We start from the raw sequence: 18918 nt of genomic DNA on the forward strand, positions 1-18918 counted from the left end.
CCCAAAACCACAGGTCAAAAATTCACACACATTTCCCCGGTGAGAAAACCTCAATATTCGCAACAACCAACGTCACCGAGGCTGTATTTCATCCTGGAAGGCTACGGACAATCTTCTATGATGCAGGTGGCTTGAGCACCAAAAAGCCATCTTTTACGTATCCCGTGCAAAAACGACAGCCGTTTTATTGCCAGTTCCAACTCCTGGTTTCCTTCTAGCCATCTCATGAGGGAACTTCAGCGTCCAACACAAATCACTAGGACTGTGCACACAGCACAAAAGACTCGCACTATAGGGGAAATACTTCCCAATTGGGGTCATTAGGGATCAATCCCTTGTGACTGGTGGAATTGGTTGAGCCTCGTTTATCCCTGGTACACAATCTCCCCTGCGCGGATAGTGCACCACGTGTGCGGCATACCGGGCCGGTAGGCCAGATTAATTGCAGTGTGGCTACTGAGTACATGCAGATCCGCCGCCGCCCCAACAGCAATGACACCTTTGGCGGGTCGGCCTTTGGCGTCCAACCCACCTTGAACGGGGTGTCGTCGTAAAGCTTTAGCCCCGCCTAAGGTTGCGGCGGCGATGGCCTCCTCCAAGCTCAGGTGCTGCTGGAGCACCGCCGTGGCCACACAGAAGTTCATTGAAGAGGTGTAGCTAGTTCCGGGGTTGAGGTTACTTGCGATCGCCACTGAAACTCCGGCATCAAGCAGTCGGCGGACTGGGGCCAAAGGCTCCCGAGTGGAAAGATCACAGGCGGGAAGAACCGTGGCCACAGTATCGGATGCCGCTAGGGCAGCAATGTCTTCATCGCTGACGTAGTTGACGTGATCGACGGAGGCAGCGTTCATTTCCACAGCAAGGCGCACCCCCGGGCCGGGGCCGAGCTGGTTGCCATGAACCCTCAGTCCAAGACCTTTCTGCCGCCCGGCGGCTAACACGCGACGCGATTGTTCCTCAGTGAAAGCTCCCCGCTCGCAGAACACATCGATCCACCCCACAGAGGATGCCACTGCCTCAAGCATTGGTCCAGTTACCTCATCCAGGTAGGCTTCCGCGTCTTGCCCTGGTGGGACAAGGTGGGCGCCGAGGAAGGTCACCTCGTCCACATATTGGGCTGCGATGCGGGCGGCCATTACCTCAGAAGGGACGTCGAGCCCATAACCAGTCTTAGTTTCGATGGTGGTCGTACCACCGGCGTGGGCTTCGGCGATGCGATCCTTAAGCAGTGCGGTCAGGCGGTCTTCACCGGCAGTGCGGGTAGCTTTCATGGTCACGGCGATCCCGCTGGCGGCATAGCTTTCGCCAGCTATGCGTGCCTCAAATTCGGCGGCACGGTCGCCATCGAACATCATGTGGGTGTGGGAATCCACCCAGCCGGGTAACACGGCTCGGCCACCTACATCCAGCGCGGTGTCGGCGGCGGGAGCAGCGTCGGCCGCCCCTATCCAGGTGATGATTCCGTTTTCCATGACGAGGGCTGCGTCCTTGACAGTGCCACGTTCGGTGACGGTTCGCAGCTCACTGATGCCGGTGACCAAGGTGGACATGTATTAATTCTCCCGGGAGTTGAAGGGCAGAGGTACGCGCACGCCACGCTCGATGGCGACCTCGTTCGCGCGGTCATATCCAGCATCAACGTGGCGGATGACACCCATGCCGGGGTCATTGGTCAGCACTGTACGTAGCTTCGCCTCCGCCAGATCGGTGCCATCGGCTACTGTCACTTGGCCGGTGTGGATGGAACGGCCCATCCCCACTCCACCGCCGTGGTGAATGGACACCCAGGTTGCTCCGCCGGAGACAGCAGTCATGGCGTTGAGAAGCGGCCAGTCTGCGACCGCATCGCTGCCGTCAAGCATGGATTCGGTCTCCCGATACGGGGATGCCACTGAACCAGAATCGAGGTGATCGCGCCCAATCACGATGGGGGCCTTCACTTTTCCGTCACGGACAAGTTCATTGAATTTCAGACCCGCTAGGTGGCGCTCACCGTAGCCCAGCCAGCAGATGCGAGCGGGCAGCCCTTCGAACTCGACGAACTCTTCGGCCGCGTCCAGCCAGCGGTGCAGGTGCTCGTTGTCGGGGAATAATTCCTTGATTGCCTGATCCGTCACGCGGATGTCTTCTGGATCTCCAGACAGGGCTACCCAACGGAAGGGGCCTAATCCTTCACAGAATAGTGGCCGGATGTAGGCAGGCACGAAGCCGGGGAATTCGAAGGCGCGGGAGTATCCAGCTTGGCGGGCCTCGTCGCGGATGGAGTTTCCATAGTCAAAGACCACTGCTCCTTCATCTTGGAATTCCACCATGGCCTGCACTTGTACAGCCATGGATTCCCGGGCTTTCTTAGTGAAGGTGATTGCGTCCTCTTTGGCGGCTTGATGCCACTCAGCCACGGTGTGTTCGAGTGGCAGGTAGCTAAGTGGGTCGTGGGCTGACGTCTGGTCAGTCACAATGTCCACGACGAGTTTCCCCTCGCGGTGGCGGCGCAGCATCTCCGGGAAAATAGCAGCGGCGTTACCCACCAGCCCCACGGACAAAGGTCGATGCTCCTCTTTCGCAGCCATCACCAAGGCGATGGCTTCATCTACATCTGTTGTGACCTCATCGAGATAGCGTTTGGATTGGCGGCGCCGGAGGCGACTTTCGTCCACATCCACAATCAGACACACTCCCCCGTTAAGCGTAACGGATAGTGGTTGGGCACCGCCCATACCACCACATCCGCCAGTCAAAGTTAAGGTTCCAGCCAGAGTCCCGCCAAAGCGCTGGCGGGCCACCGCAGCGAAGGTTTCAAAGGTGCCTTGGAGGATGCCTTGGGTTGCGATGTAGATCCACGACCCGGCGGTCATTTGGCCGTACATCATTAGACCTTCGTCCTCCAGCTTGCGGAAGTGTTCCCAGTTAGCCCAATCGCCCACCAAGTTGGAGTTGGCGATGAGCACGCGGGGGGCCCACTCGTTGGTACGGAAGACACCAACTGGTTTTCCGGACTGCACCAACAGTGTTTCGTCGCTGCCGAGGTTGGTCAGTTCTTCCACGATGGCGTCGAAGCATTCCCAGCTACGCGCCGCTCGTCCGGTGCCCCCGTAGACCACCAGGTCCTCGGGTCGTTCAGCAACCTCTGGGTCGAGGTTGTTCATCAGCATCCGAAGTGGGGCCTCCGTCTGCCAAGACTTCGCGGTTAATTGGGTACCACGGGGAGCACGAACCTCACGGGGTGTAGACATAGGCAATCACGTCTCCTTCTTGAACATGACCCCACGGTGGCGCGGAGGTGCGTGGGCCGGATGCTGATGCCCCGGAGCTGTCCCCCTTCCCCGCGCCACAGGAGGTAGCCACTGACAAAGTGTTGGGTTTCACCACAATCTAACACCCAAAAACCCGGGTGGGAAGGAAAAATACTTCCCAGTTGTCCCAAATATGAGACTGCAGGGTTTGCCCTAGTGCAACTTTCCGACGGCTGCCTCTACAGCCTCGGTGATGGCACCGCTGACAACGAGTTCTACGGCATCTTCAATCTCCGGAGAAAGATACCGATCCACACCCGGCGGGGCAATGCGAGAACGCACGACAGCCAGGGCTGCGCCAGTACCCACAGCAGGTGTTCCTTCACGCATATTGATGGCGCGAGCGGAGGTAAGGATCTCAATCGCTAGCACCCGCGCCAGCCCGTCTACAGCTCTACGCAGCTTTCGTGCCGCCGACCACCCCATGGAGACGTGATCTTCCTGCATCGCTGAGGACGGAATCGAATCTACAGAGGCTGGCGTCGCCAGTCGCTTGAGTTCACTCACTATCCCCGCCTGGGTGTATTGGGCGATCATGTGCCCCGAATCCACACCCGGATCATCTGCAAGAAATGCATTTAACCCTCGGTTACGGGCAGTATCCAGGAACCGGTCCGTGCGCCGCTCAGATATGGAGGCAAGATCCGCAACAACGATCGCCAGGAAGTCCAGCGCATACGCCACGGGTGCGCCATGGAAATTTCCGTTGGATGTCACTCGTCCATCGAGTGCCACGACCGGATTGTCCACCGCAGCGGCAAGTTCCCGATCCGCTACCTGTGTGCAATAGTCAAGGGTGTCCCGGAATCCGCCAGCTACCTGCGGAGCACAGCGCACCGAGTAAGCATCCTGAACCTGGTTTTGTTTAAACTCTGTTTGTGCGTTCTCCAGGATCGAGGAGTCTGCTGCCACAGTGCGGATATTTCGAGCTGAATCCGCCAGGCCTGGATGAGGGCGCAATTTTTGCAGATCCTCATCAAACACAGTGAGGGTGCCTAGGAGCCCTTCCACAGTCATTGCGGTGGCGATGTCCGCTACCTTGCCCAAATCTCGCAGATCCCAAATTGCCAGGCAAAGCATACCCAGCATGCCATCGGTGCCATTGATTAATGCCAAGCCCTCCTTTTCTTGGAGGACTAATGGATCGATGCCAGATGCCGCTAAGGCATCCGCAGCATCATAAAGCTGCCCATCAGCGCAGCGCACTATACCCTCCCCCATTAAAGCTAGGGCGCAGTGAGCCAAAGGCGCCAGATCCCCTGAACAGCCCAAGGAACCGTACTCACGTACCACCGGGGTAATGTGCGCATTTAACAACTGTGCGTAGGTTTCAACCACGACAGGCCGTACCCCGGTGCGACCTGTACACAAGGTGGAAAGGCGCAGTAACATCAGCGCCCGGATGACCTCGGTTTCTACCTCAGGGCCGGAACCCGCCGCATGGGAGCGCACCAGAGAACGCTGCAGCTGACGGCGCAACTCCTCAGGGACGTAGCGGCGGGCTAGGGCTCCAAAACCGGTGGATACCCCGTACACGGGCACGGGATTGTTGGCAAGATCTTCGATACGTCGGCGGGTGTTATCTACTGCAGCTAACGCATCCAGTGCAATATCCACGGTGGCCCCATACCGGGCCACGGCCACTACTTCTTCGATACTTAAGGGCCCGATGCCAACGGTGATCTGGCTTAGGTCGGTAGACATGGCAAAATTGCTCCTTCAACATGATTTAGGATTTCAGGGGCATGCGCGACAGCCAAACGCACTGGTCACATGCTAGCTGAGAATGTGTTCCCTGTCACCTAGTTTGCCGCCCATATAACTTTGCACTCATCGATGCCGCCGAATCCTTTAGATGAGCCACCAGCGCAGCGAATGTATCAGGACTTGCGGTTCCCACCGGATACGTCACCGCCAAAGCGGCCGCTGGCCTGCCTAAATGATCCGTAATCGCCACAGCCACACTTTCCTGACCGCAAGTAACCTCCTCGTACTCAGTGGCGTACCCTACGGCCTGCGCCCCTTCCAATAATTCCGCAGTCTCTGGGGCTGGACTCAGCGCCGCAACCCTCTCCTCTTTAGGTAGGTGAGCCAACATTATTCGCCCCGAAGCAGTACCCACCGCGACCAAACGCACCCCCACCTGAGTGGTCAGCGAAGGCGCTCCGGGCGCCCGCACCTCAGCCAAGTACACAATCTCCTGCCCCGATAACCGGGATAAATGCCCGCTACCTCCCACCATGCTGGCAGCCTTAAGCAAAGGGGAACGGCTAAGACGGACCAGTGGCTGTTGAGTAGTGTAGGCACTGGCCATCTCATAGGCAGCAAGACCTAACCCGTACTTCTTCTCATCCACTAAGTGCACCACAAAGCCCAGATCCACCATCTCCCCCAACAACCGATATGTAGTAGAACGCGGTATCGACAACTCCTGGCTGATCCGCGCAGCCGACACCGGCACATCTATCGTCGACAGCAAACGCAAAATCGCTAAAGTCTGGCGCACTGCGCTCATCAGACCCACCTCCAGACAGAACCAATTTTTCCCACTACCCTAAAACCATGGCGCTAAATCTCACGAACCCCTCCGAAAACTGGTCCGGACGCGTCGATGGCCCCGGACCCGACCACGCCCGCTGGCATTCGGCCATCGCAAGTGACCTCTATAGACCTGGTATCACCCTAGTTGGATTCGCATCCGATGAAGGAGTCCGCCGCAACCAGGGGCGCCCGGGGGCCGCGCAAGCAACCGCGGCTCTCCGCACCGCCCTTAGTTCCCTCGCTATCCACGAAACCCTACCGCTTACCGATGCAGGTACCATCACCGTCGACGGCACAGACCTTGAGTCAGCCCACGACCGCCTCAGCGACATAGTCCACAACCTGATCAACAAGGACCAACTCGTCGTAGTACTCGGTGGCGGGCACGAAACCGCCTTTGGTAGCGGGCGAGGCGCCATTCGGGCTTTGCCAACACCACCTAAAATCATTAACCTCGACGCCCACTTCGACCTCAGGGAAGCACCAGAAGCCACATCTGGCACCCCGTTCCGGCAGCTAGCGAATGAAGCAGGCGAACAATTCGCCTACCACGTGCTCGGAATCTCAACACCTAATAACACTAAAGTCCTTTTCGATACCGCTCGCACCCTTGGCGTGGGATTCCACACCGACACTGAACTCCTCCGCATGACCCCCAGTGACGCCGCGGAACTAGCGACCTCGCTCACCGAAAACCATGAACACATACACCTCAGCATCGACCTCGATGTTCTACCTGCAGCGGTGGCCCCAGGAGTATCCGCCCCCGCTGGACTAGGTGTGGAGCTGCCCATCATCCACACCATCTGCGTGGCGCTCGCCAAAACCGGCAAGTTACGCCTCGTGGATGTGGTGGAACTCAACCCCACCTACGACGTTGATGGGCGCACCGCCCGCGTCGCCGCCAGGCTCATCAACGACATCGTGACCGCCCACCACCGCGCTACCAACTACGCCCCATAACTTAACAAGAACAAAGCCTCCGCAATAGCAATGTTTTCAATCTCAGTGGGGTCCACAGACTCATCGACCGAATGGATAGTGCACAACGGTTCCTCAATGCCGAAAATCGCAATCTCCGCTTGGGGATGGGCATCCTGTAACTCCACACACAAGGGAATCGTCGCACCCATACCAATATGAGTCGTGTCCACCCCATACGCCGCAGAGAGACAATCGGTGAGCAAAACCATACCCGGTTTAGTCGGATCCGTATCAAAACCCCGATTCACATCATCAATCTCAACCTCAACAGTGGCACCCCACGGAGTATGAGCTTTGATATGCTCCGCCACCAGGGTAGCCACCCGATTCGGATCCAAAGCCGCTGGAACCCGCAAATCCAAAACAGCCTTAGCCGTAGGGTTGATCACGTTAAAAGCATTTTCCACCGGGGTAGCACTGACACCTGTTACCGCAAAGGAACAATTCGCCCACACAGCGTCGGCGATCAACGCTGGATCGGTAGTGATCTGCGCACCGGGAAGTAACTGGGCATCTGTAGCGAATTGCTCCGATGGGTAAGGCGCGCCGGGCCAATGAGCATTAGGGAGTCCTTCAACTTGCAGCCGACCGGTTCCATCCTGCAAGGAACTTAGCACGGTCATCAGCGCAAGTACTGCGTCCGGAGCTGCGCCACCGTACATGCCGGAATGTACTGGGGCGGCCAGGGTGGACACGGTTACCTTCAGTCGGGCATTACCCCGCAACGATAGGGTGAGCGAGGGTTGGCCCACCTGTGCGTTTCCGGCATCGGCGATTAGGATCATATCGGCGTCGAAAAGCTCTGGGCGCGTGCGAATGAGTGCGGAAAGTCCCGCGCCGCCGGATTCCTCCGAACCTTCCACGACCACTATAAACCCGACTTCCGTCCCGCCTGCGGCGGCGACCGCTCGTAGCGCCGCAAGATGCATAATCAGGTTGCCCTTGCAGTCCGCAGTACCCCTGCCGTACCAACGTCCGTTTCTTTCCGTCAGAGTCAAGGGTGGCGAGGTCCAGGCCGCAGGATCCCCGACAGGTACAACATCGTAGTGGGAGTACAGCAATACAGTTGGGGCACCCGGTGTGCCTTCCTTCGTGCCGATGACAACTGTGGAGCCATCCTCGGTGACAATGGGAGTTACTTCTAATCCCGCCTCTCTAAGGGAATCGATAACCCATTCTGCTGCCATATCCATTTGGTTTGCCAATTCGGGCTGGCCAAAGACAGAATGAAAACCCACTAATTCCTTCAGTTGCTGAAAGATACGATCCCGATCATTGCGGATCGTCTCGGAAACAATATGTGATTGCTTCGAATCAAGCATTTTTGAGGTTCCTCCTTATCGGACATCAACAAATTTCCGCACAACCCAGCGTGATACTGCCAGCAATGCCACACCAAGAACAATGGAAACGATCCCAAGGTTAAGGAAGAAGGACCGTTCCACCCCGGCATCTTCAGGGTTGTAGTAGTTGGCTAGGGACCCGGCTAGCGCCACTCCCATCGCAACCGCCATCTGCCAGACCGCCATCATTCGAGTGGGGAACGCCACCGGAGAAACCTTTGTTGTTACGGAGTTGCCCACCGGGGAGAGCAACAGTTCAGCGATGGTGAACATGAACAAGATCCACACGATTGCCACCAGCGGAGTGGAGTTAGCCGCACCACCGGCGAAGGGAATAAAGAAGAACAACGAGATTCCAATGATGATGTTAGCGACGCCGAATTTTACCGGAGTTGACCATTGCCGCTCCCCTAGCTTCGACCACATTGCGCTAAAGACACCTGCCAACAGGACGATAAAAATTGGGTTAATGGCCTGGATCAAAGAAGGTGGGACTTCAACGCCAAATACCATCCGGTCTAGGCGAAAATCGGAGTAAATAGCCAACACGGTGTACTGCTGGTCGAAGATCGCGAAAAACAACACCCCGGAAATAAACAAGGGGATGAAGCCCAGCAGCCGTGATTTTTCTTTTGCCGACACCAGGGACGAGAAGTACATTTGGCACCACAGTACAACAGCAGCGACAAAGGCAACGCCGGTAACGATATTTGATAGCCAATCGACTTTGATGATTCCAGTAGCCACGAGCACGACAAACAGCGCCACCACTGCGAGGAACCCCACCGCCACCGCAATACGTTGGTTGGCTGGCAGAGGGTTGGGCACCTCCGAACCAATTGTTCCGAAGGAGGTTTTCCGGGTGTAAACATATTGCGCTAACCCGAAGAACATTCCCACGGCGGCAATACCGAAGCCCGCATGAAAACCCCAGGCGTGCCATAGATACGTGGTGATCAACGGGCCGCCGATAGCACCAATATTGATGCCCATGTAGTAAATGCTGAAACCGCCATCCCGACGAGGATCCCGCCTGCTGTACAACATGCCAAGCAACACTTGGGAACAGGTTTTAACCCCGCCCGAGCCGATAGCAATAAGTATGAAACCCACGGCGAGGCCCGCAACACCGGGGATAAACGCCAATGCAATGTGACCTACCATCACGATGATCGCCGCATAAAAAAGCGTACGCTCCGGGCCGAGGATTTTATCGCTTATGAATGCAGTGATAATGCAGGCTACGTACACAGAGCCGCCGTATGCGCCGACAATGGAGGCTGCCACTGTCTTATCAATCCCCAAACCACCATCGGTGACGGCATAGTACATGTAGAACAGTACAATGCCTTGCATGCCGTAGAAGCTAAACCGCTCCCACATCTCCACGCCGAAAAGGTTCGCCAACCCCCAAGGATGTCCAAAGAATGTCCGTTTGGTGGGAAGCTGCGGCGCGTCTTCGTATTCGATTTCGTGTGTGTCTTGATTCATAACCTGCATTATTATGTGTGCTGTGCCACTATGGCAATGACTTTTGCCTAATTCTGTGTATTTTTTAGGGTTTCGAGGTGTATCGCAGGTTTCGTCTGAGAACATCTATATGAACTGCACTGATACGCCACAGAATACCGGCTAAAGCTAGCTTTGCGACGGCGCCGATGTGGTTATCGTTAAACCCGCTATGCTAATTGTGTTTGTTTTTGCCCACCAATAATCCGAGGGACGAATCGTGTCAGGCTTTACTGAAGAAGAACTTACCATCGCGTTGAAAGTCATAGAATCAGCCGGTGAATTAGAGCCAGATGATCCCCGAAGTGTGGCATTACGGCACGCGGTTTCCAAGCTATTCAAAACGGTTAAACGGAATCGTCGAAAAGCAGCTCAGGCAGCCCGCCAAGCCGAGGATTCCGCCATCCTTGCTGCGACCGCGACAGCAAACCCCTCTCGAATCGACGACGAAACGGCTGGTCTATTACCCAAACCTGCCTCAGACAAACTAGCCATAGCGACGCCGCATGGCTGGGCGGGGAAACTGCATCGACCGGCTCGGTGTTATATCTGCAAAAAGCAATATCACCTCGTTGACTCGTTCCATCACCAATTGTGCCCGTCTTGTGCCGCGGATAACCGCACGCACCGCGAAGCTCAAGTCGACTTAACAGGGCGACGAGCCTTACTTACCGGCGGACGCGCAAAAATTGGGATGTATATTGCGTTGAAGTTGCTGCGTGACGGCGCCGATCTCACCATAACTACGCGGTTTCCCAAAGATGCTATTCGACGTTTTTGCGCAGTGGCAGACTCTCCAGACTGGATTCACCGGCTCCATGTGGTGGGCATCGACTTGCGTGATCCCACCCAAGTTATCGCGCTAGCGGATTCGGTTGGACAATCCCCACTCGATATTCTTATCAACAATGCGGCGCAGACGGTCCGTAGGCTACCAAGCGCATATTCCGGATTATTGGATGCTGAGCGCGCTCCACTGACCGGGATTGAAAAAGACGTCGAAGTGACTGAATTTGCGCGATCTATTCCGGGCAACCCGCTGCCGTTGCTCCCCTCTACCGAAAATCCGGAATTGGAAGCGCAACCCTCCCCTGCTGACCCAGAACGGGCAGCAAGCCACATTCACGCTGCCCGTTTAGCTGCCTTGGCAATGACCGTTGGGTCCGCCGCGCTGGCGCGAGTGCAAGAAGGCACCGCCATTGATGCGGGTGGCCTTATCCCCGACGAAGTCTCGCATAATTCGTGGATAGCCAAAATCGGCGAAATAGACCCCCGGGAACTTCTGGAGGTTCAGCTCTGCAACTCAATTGCCCCGTTCATCCTTATCGACCGGTTACGACCCGCATTGGAAAAATCACCCGCACGACGCAAATACATCGTTAACGTATCTGCAATGGAAGGAGTCTTTCACCGTGGATATAAGGGGCCTGGGCATCCGCATACCAATATGGCTAAAGCGGCACTTAATATGCTCACCCGAACGGCTGCAACAGAACTATTCGAGCACGGAATCCTCATCACCGCAGTTGATACCGGATGGATTACCGATGAGCGCCCACACACGATGAAACAACGGCTTGCCGAAACCGGCTTCCATGCGCCATTAGACCTAGTAGATGGGGCCGCACGAGTCTACGACCCCATCGTTCAGGGCGAAAACGGCCTTGATCTATATGGTTGTTTCCTGAAAGACTTCAAACCACATCCTTGGTGATACGAGTTTTCGCCCTACCACGGGACTAGTGCTGTTCGTTCGGATCGTTATCCGCGTCTTCCTTCGTGGCATGAATGGTGCCTGGTAGATGATCCGGAGCCGCATAAATAGAATAGAGCTTGATGGACTCATCGCCAACGTTCAGGACATTATGCCATTTACCAGCGGGAATGAAGACTGCCCAATCGCTCGAAACTACCTGGTCAATATCCAAATTCTGCTCGGAATCACCGATCATCACATGGGCTTTGCCCTCTTCAATGCGTAAAAACTGATCGTGATCGTCATGAATTTCCGCACCAATTTCACCACCGACGGGAATGTCCATGACAGTCATCTGTAGGTACTTGCCAGTCCAAACGGTTTCCCGAAAATTGGAGTTTTCAACCGTCTTATTTTCGATATCAAGAACATATGGGTTAGGACCAAAATCGCTCATTTAACAACACCTTTCTTTAACCGCTAACGAACGCCCCCATTCTAGCGCCGTTACCAAAACTATGCCTGCGGCGACCGCGCTGAACAGCGAACCAACGACATCATTCAATCCACCGGCAAGGAGGATAGCACCCAACACACACTCAACTATTAACGCTATTTTCAATGGACGTGAATCGAGCACGAAAAAAATTACTGCAAACAAGGCGACTGCCACAATGATTCGGAAAATTTGAACACCGAAGCTCTCATCAGCTGTCGAATTGTAACCAAGCGGCCACCCCAAACACCGCGTGAATGAGCCAGGACCCGCTACAAGTACGCCCGTGCCGTGCAATACAAAAAGCCCGATAATAGTGCTGGCGTACCACACTGATCGGTCCTTTCGATCCATAACAGTTGTTTCAGCCGCAGTGCCGGTAGAACGTAGAACCATGGCTGTTATCGAAATCGCCGTCAATGCCATCAGTGCACACCAAAGATCAATCATCCCTTCTGCTGCGGATAACCCTCGCTTGATAGTAAGCATCCCGAAAACACCGGCACCTAATGCTCCTACTAGGGAGACCCACGGCAACCAGCGGACAAGTGGATGGGAATGGCGTCGCACGAGAATTGCGGTGAGAAGTACCACCGGAGCGGTGGCCATGGAAAACACCCGGTGCACGAATTCGATCATTGGGTGCAATTGGAACTCGGGAGCAAACTGATCCGTGTAGCAACCAGGCCAATTAGGGCAAGCTGCGGAGGAATCAGTGACGCACACAATAGAACCTAATACCACAGCGCCGAATACAACAAATGTGGCAATACGAGACACAGTTTCCACTTGGAAGTTCCTTATTGAGACAATCATTTAATTTTAAAATGGCAGGAAAAGTCGATAAATGTGGTGTTAATGTAGCGAGGTTTTCGTGGCCAGTTGTCTAAAACAACTGGCCACATCAGGTGTTATTTCTTGTCGAACGCGGACAAAATCCGTTCTGCCGCAAGCGTTGGAGTAATTTGCGCTTCTCGTAACTGCGCTTCCACCAATTTCCGCGTTTCGATCACATCCGGATCGGTATTCAATCGTTGCAATAACGTTTCGTGCACCATGGACCACATCCACTGAACCTGCTGTTCACGGCGGTTATGCTCAAACTTTCCTGACTCCAGCATCGCCGTGTGATGGTCTGTCACATGCGTCCAGAATTCCTCAATACCTTCGTGTTCCACCGCAGACATTGTGATGGTTGGTGGATGCCATAAGGAATCTTCCGGGCGAACCATGCGCATAGCGGCAGCCAGTTCCCTGGCAGCACGCTTGGCGTTCTTAAGGTTTGGTCCGTCGGCTTTATTGATGGCAACAAGATCAGCCATCTCTAACACGCCTTTTTTAATTCCCTGGAGTTGGTCACCGGCACCTGCTAGTGCCAAGAAGGTAAAACAGTCGACCATTTGCGAAACTGCGACTTCGGACTGGCCAACGCCCACGGTTTCAACCAAAATGACGTCGAAACCGGCAGCTTCAAAAACAACCATCGATTCTCTGGTTGCCTTTGCTACGCCGCCAAGCGTTCCAGCAGACGGCGAAGGGCGAATAAACGCATTGTCCTCCCGTGCAAGTTTCGCCATCCGGGTCTTGTCACCCAAGATAGAGCCCCGAGTTTTGGTCGATGACGGATCGATGGCTAAAACCGCTAGCTTGTGCCCATCCGCGATGAGCTTCATCCCCAGGGCCTCAATGAACGTCGACTTGCCAACACCTGGAACGCCGGTAATTCCTACCCGCAGTGCATTTCCGGAAAACGGAAGTAGCTTAACAAGCAATTCCTGCGCCAAAACGCGGTGGGCTGGTGCCGTGGATTCCAAGAGCGTAATGGCACGTGACATTAACGTTCGATTGCATTGCCTGACTCCGGTAAACAACTCGTCGACGTCAATTCGACGTCGGGCGCGTTTGACTACCTCAGGGGCGACAGCGGTTTGTTCACCAAGATCGGTACCCGCCGTCGTAAGCAATGATCCTAGGTGGTGCTCAAGGTATTCATTGTCGTTGACCATGACGCTCCTCTATCGCAAGAAAATAATGAAACACCGGCCACAGTGCGGGCAAGTAAAGCCTGTGGCCGGTGTTCGGTGCAGGTTTTATGACCCTACTTAGAACCGTTAAGCATCAACATCAACGTTGAGATCGAATCCCAACTGAGCTGACAACTTCGTCAACATGTCGATGGCGGAATCTGCGATTACGGTGCCAGGTGGATAAATCGCAACGGCGCCGTCGTCGTAAAGTTCCTGGAAATCGCCAGGCGGGATAACACCACCTACAACGATCATGATGTCTTCTCGACCAAGTTTGGCCAGTTCTTCCTTCAGCGCGGGAACCAACGTTAGGTGGCCAGCTGCCAAGGAAGACACGCCCACTACGTGGACGTCAGCGTCCACAGCTGCACGAGCTGCTTCGGCAGGAGTCTGGAACAGCGGTCCGACGTCGACGTCCATGCCCAGGTCGGCATAAGCGGATGCGACGACTTTCTGGCCACGATCGTGACCATCCTGCCCCATTTTCGCAATGTAGATACGTGGACGGCGGCCTTCTTCTGCTTCGAATGCGTCGGCCATTGCGATTGCCTTTTCGACGTTGCCCACGCGGCCTTCCTTTCCTACCTCGTCCTTATAAACGCCGGAAAGGGTGCGGATTTCTGCCTCGTGTCGGCCGAATACCTTTTCAAGCGCGTAGGAGATTTCGCCAACAGTTGCCTTTGCGCGGGCACAGTCAACCGCGAGCTTCAACAGGTTTTCGTCCAAGTTACCTGGCTCTTTGGTTTCCTTCGCAGCCGCTGCGGTCAACGCCTCCAGTGCGGCCTGGCAGGCTTCTTCGTCGCGTTCCGCACGCAGCTGTTCTAACTTGGCTAACTGCTCTGCGCGCACCTTCGTATTATCGACCTTCAGGACTTCAATCTGTTCGTCTTCTTCAACGATGTACTTATTTACACCGATCAAAGCCTGACGACCGGAATCGATACGTGCCTGAGTGCGCGCAGCGGACTCTTCAATACGAAGCTTCGGAATGCCCTCAATGGTTGCTTGTGCCATGCCACCTGCGGCCTCAACCTCTTCAATGTGGGCGCGAGCCCGATCAGCCAATTGCTGAGTCAACCACTCGATATAGTACGAACCAGCCCATGGATCCACTGGGCGAACCGTACCGGACTCTTGCTGCAACAGCAGCTGAGTGTTACGGGCGATGCGAGCAGAGAAGTCAGTTGGCAGCGCCAATGCTTCGTCAAGCGCATTTGTGTGCAGGGATTGCGTGTGCCCCTGAGTCGCAGCCATAGCCTCAATACAGGTACGAGGTACGTTATTGAAAACGTCCTGGGCGGTCAAAGACCAGCCAGAGGTCTGCGAGTGGGTACGTAGCGACTGAGACTTCGGGCTCTTTGGATTGAACTTTGCGACGAGTTCACTCCACAGCAACCGGCCAGCACGCATCTTGGCGATTTCCATGAAAGTGTACATGGAAATACCCCAGAAGAATGACAACCGAGGCGCGAACTTATCGACGTCAAGGCCCACTTCTTTACCTGCGCGAATATACTCAACACCATCGGCCAAGGTATAAGCCAATTCCAGGTCAGCCGTAGCACCAGCTTCCTGAATGTGGTAACCGGAAATGGAAATCGAGTTGAACCGCGGCATCATCAACGAGGTGTACTCGAAGATATTGGAGATGATCCGCATTGAAGGCTTAGGCGGATAGATGTAGGTGTTGCGAACCATGAACTCTTTCAGAATGTCATTCTGAATAGTTCCGGCAAGGCGATCAGGCGTAACGCCTTGTTCTTCCGCGGCTACGATGTAGAGCGCCAAAACGGGAAGCACTGCACCGTTCATGGTCATCGACACGGAAACGTTTCCGAGGTCAATGCCTTCAAACAGCTGACGCATGTCAAGAATCGAGTCGATGGCCACACCCGCCATGCCGACATCGCCTAATACGCGCTCATTGTCCGAGTCATATCCGCGGTGGGTCGCGAGGTCGAATGCAACCGAAAGACCCTTCTGACCAGCTGCCAGGTTACGACGGTAGAATGCGTTAGATTCTGCTGCGGTGGAAAAACCAGCGTATTGACGAATGGTCCATGGCTGGTTGGTGTACATAGTCGGGTATGGACCACGCATAAACGGTGGCATACCGGGGAAAGAATCAAGCTGGTCGGCTTCGACTGCTTCGTTTCGATCCGAACGATCAAAAACGCGAGGCACGTCGATGCCTTCAGGGGTATTCCACACCTGAGCGCGCAACTTGGAAGCATCTGCCTCCGTTGCCAGTTCAGATTGAGCGGAATACTCAGCAAAATTAGGGATAGTGCTCATTGTGGCTTATGCTCCCAACTTCTCAAGCAGACCGTCAAGAGTTGCGGCTGCGTCAATCTTGAGGTTTAGGTATCCGTCTGGTTCAAAATCGTGACCGGCGGCACCAGCCAACAAGATTGTTTCGACGCCAAGATCACGCAAAGCGGTTACGGCAGCCGCGCCGGACTCGGCGTATTCCTGATCTGTTCCGCATAGAACAACGATTTTCGCTGCGGTGGCAGCGGCTTCAAATTCCGCAGTACCTGGTACGACTTGGCCCGGGTTAAGCGCTTCAATACCGCCTGAAGCTAGAAGGTTTGTAGCAAAACCAGTGCGGATATTGTGCTTAGCCAGTGGCCCCAGCGGGATTAGTGCGACAGCTGGTCGGACGCCTTTAACTTCCATGTACGCGTCGGAGCGGTTACGCAACGACTCAAACTCCGCAGCCCAGCGACGTACACACGTCGGTTCTACCCGCAGATCCGCAGGAAGTGGTGCCTCCAGGAGATTCGGGAATTCGTTAATTGCAGTTACTTGCTTCACCCGATGCGCAATGTCGTTTCGAATCGCCTCGTGAGAAGCATCGAGAAGCTTCTTCACCATTCCGGATTCAGCCGCTGCAATGAGTCCGCCTGCTGCCTCTACATCGGTAAATACCTTCCAGGCCTTTTCTGCCAGTTCAGTGGTGAAGGCTTCGATAAAGTAGGAGCCACCACCTGGGTCTACGACGTGTCCCAGGTGGGATTCTTCAAGAAGCAGTAGATTGATGTTTCGCGCCATGCGAGTAGCGAATGTACGCGAGGTATTCAGCAAACCGCCTGGAATTGCCCAGTCGAATGTCAATACTTCAACATCGCTGGCGCCGCCGACACCACCTGCAAATGCGGCAACGGTGCAGCGCAACATGTTTACCCACGGATCACGTTGTGAGAACATCACTGGTGCGGTGATGGCGTGCTGTGGGCAGCTTCCGTGTTCGGGTGCGCCAACAATCTCGGCGACGCGCGCCCAAAGTTGACGGGCTGCACGAAGCTTAGAAAGTTGGGCAAATTGATCATCGGTCATAGCAAACCGGAACGACAATTGATCCAAGGCCGCTTCGATGCTCAGGCCTGCGTCGACAAGCTTACGTAAGTACTCGACACCGGCAGCGAGAGCCAAGCCGATTTCTTCAGCATCAGTTGCACCTTGGTTCGAGAATGAAACCGCATCAACCATGATTGCCCGGGTATTAGCCCGCTGTGCGGCTTCGGTAGCAAGCTCAATAGCAGTCGGTAGATCAACCGAAGCGGAACCATCGATAGCGGAGGTTAATGGCGAAGCACCGAGTTCAACTAACTGTGGTTCACCATCTTGAGAATCGACGACCTCATAGAGCGCTTTGGCCGCAGCTGCTGTGTGCTCGCCGGCATTAAGCCGAATTGGGCACAGTGACAAATATACATTTTTCAGCAAACCTGCAATGTTGACATCGCCCTCAAGCACAAGGTTGGTTGTGCCGTTTTCCAGAGCAAACAGAATGTTTTCATTAGTTGCATCAGCGCCAAAAGACTCGGTTACACCCCAGCCTTGGTGTTCTGCTCCAACACCTGCCGCACCACGGCGGAATGGGAAAACACCAGGGATTGCGTCTTCGCCCAATTCATCGGCACGGGTGTACAGCGGATTGATATCGATGCCTTCATATGTGGTTTTAATCAATTTGCGCCATACATCAAGCGGCACATCAGCCACATCTTTTTTCTGAATACGCGCAAACACGCCAGCAACTGACTTATACCAAGCCTGCTGACGCTCATCAAAACCTTCAATTAAGGAATTTCGTGTGTCAGTCACGAGTGGGACCCACTCCCCTCATTTATACGCCCCTACCTGCTTTTATAGCCAGAAAAGGGAATACACTGTTGATAATTAACGGAAGTATGAGGTGATTTGTTGATAACCACCTCACAACCAGTAACTAGTCTAGACCTATTTCACTACAGTTACGAACAGTTGAAACAACAGTTTCAATTTGGTTACACCTGCTAGTTGACTAGGCTGTTGACGTGGCTCAAATCAGTAATTTCGTGCTCAACCTGCTCAAGGATGCATACCGTCATGTATGCAGGTGGTCGTTACCCAAGAAAACTGCCGGTGTGGCTGGGATAATCGGCATGATAATTATCACGTTTATTATTGATTCCCCCAGTCTGCACATGTTAAGTGAGGTATCCCGACAAACAGGGCCGTGGTTCACCGTGGTATTTTTCGCACTATACGTCTTCATCACGCAGTTTCCGGTTCCACGGACGATCTTTACGATTAGCGCAGGAGTCTTTTTCGGACCTGTAACGGGCATCTTGATTGCGCTATGTGCCACGACCTTGTCAGCCGCGTTATCGTTGACCATCGTTCGCCATTTACTAGGCGATTGGATTAGACCCAGATTAACTCACCCTACAGTGCGAAAAATAGATCACAGGCTGCAACAACGAGGTTGGCTTGCGGTAACCAGCCTGAGAATGATTGCTGGAGTTCCGTTCTCGATTCTTAACTACGTGGCTGGGCTCACGTCGATCTCACTAATGGGATTTACTATCGCAACTTTTCTGGGTTCAGCCCCAGGAACAATAGCCACCGTCGTATTGGGTGATGCCCTCACCACTGAAATAAACGGTAAAACTATTGCTATCACAGTGTTTTTAGCGTGTCTTGGAATATTCGGCTTGATCGTGGACAATAAACTTCCAGTCAAGGCTTAAGACTGGAGGTT

General features: G+C 54.6%; 15 protein-coding genes. 3 read left to right on the plus strand and 12 right to left on the minus strand.

The genetic code is table 11. From position 1 onward, the window contains the following. Positions 1-365: 365 nt before the first annotated feature. The 5 genes from hutI to Q4D85_RS03075 form a co-directional block, all read right to left on the minus strand. Positions 366-1550 (minus strand): imidazolonepropionase, encoded by a 1185-nt coding sequence (hutI, locus tag Q4D85_RS03055; protein WP_303198135.1) that lies wholly within the window; start codon positions 1548-1550, stop codon positions 366-368. A gap of 3 nt (positions 1551-1553) precedes the next feature. Then, the gene (gene hutU, locus Q4D85_RS03060) at positions 1554-3233 is read right to left on the minus strand and encodes a urocanate hydratase (RefSeq protein ID WP_303198136.1); all 1680 of its coding nucleotides are present in this window, start codon (positions 3231-3233) and stop codon (positions 1554-1556) included. Continuing rightward, positions 3217-3345, minus strand: a complete 129-nt coding sequence (locus Q4D85_RS03065) for a hypothetical protein (RefSeq protein ID WP_303198137.1) — start codon at positions 3343-3345, stop codon at positions 3217-3219. Before Q4D85_RS03065 ends, hutU begins: the two co-directional genes overlap by 17 nt. A gap of 101 nt (positions 3346-3446) precedes the next feature. Continuing rightward, positions 3447-4997 (minus strand): histidine ammonia-lyase, encoded by a 1551-nt coding sequence (gene hutH / locus Q4D85_RS03070; RefSeq protein WP_303198139.1) that lies wholly within the window; start codon positions 4995-4997, stop codon positions 3447-3449. A 94-nt stretch (positions 4998-5091) separates the two neighbouring features. Further along, positions 5092-5808, minus strand: a complete 717-nt coding sequence (locus Q4D85_RS03075; protein ID WP_303198140.1) for an IclR family transcriptional regulator — start codon at positions 5806-5808, stop codon at positions 5092-5094. A gap of 47 nt (positions 5809-5855) precedes the next feature. Between Q4D85_RS03075 and hutG the strand changes: the two genes are divergently transcribed. Next, a complete protein-coding gene (hutG, locus tag Q4D85_RS03080) occupies positions 5856-6797 on the plus strand; it encodes a formimidoylglutamase (RefSeq protein WP_303198141.1) in 942 nt (313 codons plus the stop codon). Here hutG and Q4D85_RS03085 read toward each other — a convergent pair. Together Q4D85_RS03085 and Q4D85_RS03090 are read right to left on the minus strand one after the other, a co-directional pair. Further along, on the minus strand, positions 6785-8140 hold the full coding sequence (locus tag Q4D85_RS03085; protein ID WP_303198142.1) for a dipeptidase: 1356 nt from the start codon (positions 8138-8140) through the stop codon (positions 6785-6787). The genes hutG and Q4D85_RS03085 overlap by 13 nt on opposite strands. Before the next feature lie 15 nt (positions 8141-8155). Next, positions 8156-9652, minus strand: coding sequence for a peptide MFS transporter (locus tag Q4D85_RS03090; protein WP_303198144.1), 1497 nt, complete (start codon positions 9650-9652; stop codon positions 8156-8158). A gap of 238 nt (positions 9653-9890) precedes the next feature. Between Q4D85_RS03090 and Q4D85_RS03095 the strand changes: the two genes are divergently transcribed. After that, positions 9891-11384 (plus strand): SDR family NAD(P)-dependent oxidoreductase, encoded by a 1494-nt coding sequence (locus tag Q4D85_RS03095; RefSeq protein WP_303198145.1) that lies wholly within the window; start codon positions 9891-9893, stop codon positions 11382-11384. 25 nt (positions 11385-11409) lie between these two features. Here Q4D85_RS03095 and Q4D85_RS03100 read toward each other — a convergent pair whose 3' ends face one another. The 5 genes from Q4D85_RS03100 to Q4D85_RS03120 all read right to left on the minus strand — a co-directional run bounded on the left by Q4D85_RS03100 (position 11410) and on the right by Q4D85_RS03120 (position 17999). Then, entirely contained in the window at positions 11410-11823 is a 414-nt protein-coding gene (locus Q4D85_RS03100; RefSeq protein WP_303198147.1) for a cupin domain-containing protein, read from the minus strand. Next, positions 11824-12651, minus strand: coding sequence for a heme A synthase (locus Q4D85_RS03105; protein ID WP_303198149.1), 828 nt, complete (start codon positions 12649-12651; stop codon positions 11824-11826). Between the two features lie 122 nt (positions 12652-12773). After that, on the minus strand, positions 12774-13868 hold the full coding sequence (gene meaB, locus Q4D85_RS03110; protein WP_303198151.1) for a methylmalonyl Co-A mutase-associated GTPase MeaB: 1095 nt from the start codon (positions 13866-13868) through the stop codon (positions 12774-12776). Between the two features lie 105 nt (positions 13869-13973). Next, complete coding sequence (gene scpA / locus Q4D85_RS03115; RefSeq protein WP_303198153.1) at positions 13974-16184, minus strand: methylmalonyl-CoA mutase; 2211 nt, start codon at positions 16182-16184, stop codon at positions 13974-13976. A 6-nt stretch (positions 16185-16190) separates the two neighbouring features. Beyond that, the gene (locus Q4D85_RS03120; RefSeq protein WP_303198155.1) at positions 16191-17999 is read right to left on the minus strand and encodes a methylmalonyl-CoA mutase family protein; all 1809 of its coding nucleotides are present in this window, start codon (positions 17997-17999) and stop codon (positions 16191-16193) included. A gap of 212 nt (positions 18000-18211) precedes the next feature. Between Q4D85_RS03120 and Q4D85_RS03125 the strand changes: the two genes are divergently transcribed. Further along, on the plus strand, positions 18212-18907 hold the full coding sequence (locus Q4D85_RS03125) for a TVP38/TMEM64 family protein (protein WP_303198157.1): 696 nt from the start codon (positions 18212-18214) through the stop codon (positions 18905-18907). Positions 18908-18918: the final 11 nt, after the last annotated feature.

Source organism: Corynebacterium sp. (assembly GCF_030532965.1).
Taxonomy (GTDB): Bacteria; Actinomycetota; Actinomycetes; order Mycobacteriales; family Mycobacteriaceae; genus Corynebacterium.

Bases quoted from the DNA above. Each gene is read 5' to 3' on its own strand.
- hutI (WP_303198135.1), bottom strand. From the start codon at position 1,550: ATGTCCACCTTGGTCACCGGCATCAGTGAGCTGCGAACCGTCACCGAA.
- hutU (WP_303198136.1), bottom strand. From the start codon at position 3,233: ATGTCTACACCCCGTGAGGTTCGTGCTCCCCGTGGTACCCAATTAACC.
- hutH (WP_303198139.1), bottom strand. From the start codon at position 4,997: ATGTCTACCGACCTAAGCCAGATCACCGTTGGCATCGGGCCCTTAAGT.
- Q4D85_RS03075 (WP_303198140.1), bottom strand. From the start codon at position 5,808: ATGAGCGCAGTGCGCCAGACTTTAGCGATTTTGCGTTTGCTGTCGACG.
- hutG (WP_303198141.1), top strand. From the start codon at position 5,856: ATGGCGCTAAATCTCACGAACCCCTCCGAAAACTGGTCCGGACGCGTC.
- Q4D85_RS03085 (WP_303198142.1), bottom strand. From the start codon at position 8,140: ATGCTTGATTCGAAGCAATCACATATTGTTTCCGAGACGATCCGCAAT.
- Q4D85_RS03090 (WP_303198144.1), bottom strand. From the start codon at position 9,652: ATGAATCAAGACACACACGAAATCGAATACGAAGACGCGCCGCAGCTT.
- Q4D85_RS03100 (WP_303198147.1), bottom strand. From the start codon at position 11,823: ATGAGCGATTTTGGTCCTAACCCATATGTTCTTGATATCGAAAATAAG.
- meaB (WP_303198151.1), bottom strand. From the start codon at position 13,868: ATGGTCAACGACAATGAATACCTTGAGCACCACCTAGGATCATTGCTT.
- scpA (WP_303198153.1), bottom strand. From the start codon at position 16,184: ATGAGCACTATCCCTAATTTTGCTGAGTATTCCGCTCAATCTGAACTG.